This is a genomic window from Pirellulales bacterium (assembly GCA_035939775.1).
Lineage (GTDB): Bacteria > Planctomycetota > Planctomycetia > Pirellulales > DATAWG01 > DASZFO01.
Genome location: DASZFO010000019.1, coordinates 1 through 2,171, shown reverse-complemented (window position 1 = coordinate 2,171; position 2,171 = coordinate 1). Strand labels below are relative to the sequence as shown.

Annotated in this window: 2 protein-coding genes; one reads left to right on the top strand and one right to left on the bottom strand. The window is 60.0% G+C overall.

The genetic code is table 11. The features are described 5' to 3' along the window. Nucleotides 1-316: 316 nt before the first annotated feature. Nucleotides 317-1,549 carry an IS701 family transposase gene (locus tag VGY55_00895; GenBank protein HEV2968510.1) on the bottom strand — a complete coding sequence of 411 codons (1,233 nt, stop codon included), beginning with the start codon at nucleotides 1,547-1,549 and terminating at the stop codon, nucleotides 317-319. Nucleotides 1,550-1,687: 138 nt separating this feature from the next. Here VGY55_00895 and VGY55_00890 point away from each other — a divergent pair. After that, the coding region (locus VGY55_00890; GenBank protein HEV2968509.1) for a transposase at nucleotides 1,688-2,171 on the top strand (484 nt) is incomplete at its 3' end.

Here is a 2,171-nt window from a genome sequence, read left to right as displayed (position 1 = left end):
AGATCGTCCGCGGACGCGCGCCCGACAGTAGCTTGCCGAAGATGAGCGCGCCGTCGGTCCTAACTTCCAGCGATCCGATCGGCCCGCGATCGCCAGGCTGTCCGTGTCGCCGGCCAGGAGATTCAACACGCCAGGTCGTTTGATGATACCTCTGAGGAAACGATTGCAATTACGGGGCAGCGTTCGGTCTAGTATTACTCCGTTACCTATGGTGGGTGAGCGGCGACGAATTCGAATACCGTTTGACCGCAGAGTAGGCAGCGTCCGCACCAGCAGGCTAAGAGAATCTGCAGTTGATCGCGCAGCAGTGGTAGCGTCACGCGTCGGCCCCTTTTTTATCGCGACGACGACGAATGTCTTGCAGGAAGGCGTAGGCCAAGAGCACGAGTACGACGTGATGATGCCAACCACGCCACGACCGTCCCTCGAAATGATCGAGGCCTAGTTCGTCCTTCAGTTCCCGGTAACTGTGCTCGATCCACCAGCGACTTTTGGCCGTGGCGACCAGCCGTTTGAGACTCGTCGAGGGCGGCAAGTTGCTGAAAAAAAACTTTCCCGGACACTCGGAGTCATGCGGCCATTCGATGAGTAACCAGCAGGCGTCCAGCGGCTCTTTACCGGCCGCGAGCTTGTGCGCCGGTCGGACTCGCCAGGCAGCGAATCGCCCCGCCATCTTGCCCTTTGTCCCCTCTCTCCACGTTACTTTACGGAAGTCGGCGGCATGTTCGACGGCCCACTGTTTGACGCTCGGCGATTTCGGCTTCGTGCGGACCTTCAGCGGCCGCTTCGGTGGTTGACCGCGGCCGCAGTATTTAGGCACCGGCCCCAGGTCGGTATCCGCGGCGATGACCTTTAAGGTGGAATCGATACCCACACAGTAGGTCCAACCCGCGGCGGCCAATTGTTGTCGAAATGCCGTCACCGTGCCGAACAAACTGTCGGCCAACACGATGCCGCTCAAGCCGTTGGCATGGGCGCGGCACAGCATGGCCAGGGCCAATTGCCACTTCGGTTGGTACGCCACTCCGGCCGGAATGCCCGATTTCTCGCAACGTTTGCGATCGTCGGCCCAGGCTTGGGGAAGATACAAGCGGGCGTCCAGTCCGAGCACTTCACGCTGAGTCGCCAACTGGAGTGTGACGGCGACCTGACAACTGGCCACCTTCCCCAACGTACCCGTGTACTGCCGAGCCACACCGACCGAGTGCTGCCCCTGCTTGGGAAACCCCGTATCATCGAGGATCAGATAGCCTTCCCCGCCGAATTGTCGCCCCACCCAGACCTGCAAGCTATCGAGCACCGCTTGCTCGTCCCAAGGGCTTTGATTGATAAACTGTTGTAGCGCCTGTTCGTAGTCTTCTTCGCCTTCCTCGATCTTCTTCAATCGAACGGACATCGGCTCGATGCTCTTGCGTTGACCATCCAGCAGCACGCCACGGACATACGTCCCGCACCAACGCCGGCGTCGCGCATCGCCCATGGTCCCGACGACAGCGTCCAGGAACGCCGCCAAATCCCTCCGCAGCTTGCTCAGCTTCCGTGCATCCATGCACCGATCTTGAACGAAGCAGCGCAATCAGCCAAGATCAGTTAACGGAGTAATACTAGAAGGCTGTTGAATTTCTGTGCTTGACGAGGATGGTATTGTGGCGGCGGGTTGTTGGTTTCACGGCATGGATGCATTCTCATGGCACTCGGCAAACGCAAGCGCGAACAGCAGGCCGTATGGGTTGCGACGACGGAGTTGCCCAAATCCCCTGGCCATCCGTTCTACAAGAAGCTCAACAAGTTGCTGGCTGAGGCCGGCTTCGACGAGTGGTTGGAAGCGCTGTGCGCGCCTTACTACTCTTCCGACCGCGGCCGCGACTCAATCCCGCCTGGTGTGTACTTTCGCATGATCCTGGTGGGCTACTTCGAGGGCATCAGTTCCCAACGCGGCATTGCCTGGCGATGCAGCGACAGCCGCTCGCTGGCGGAATTTCTGGGCGTGCCGGCCCAGCAGGAGACGCCCGACCATTCCAGCTTGTCGCGGATTCATGATCGGCTGCCGCTCTCCGTCCATGAAGCGGTGTTCGTGTTTGTGTTGAAGCTGGCCGCCGAGCAGAAGCTGCTCTCGGGCAAGACCGTAGCCGTCGATTCGACGATGCTGGAAGCCGATGCGGCCATGAAGA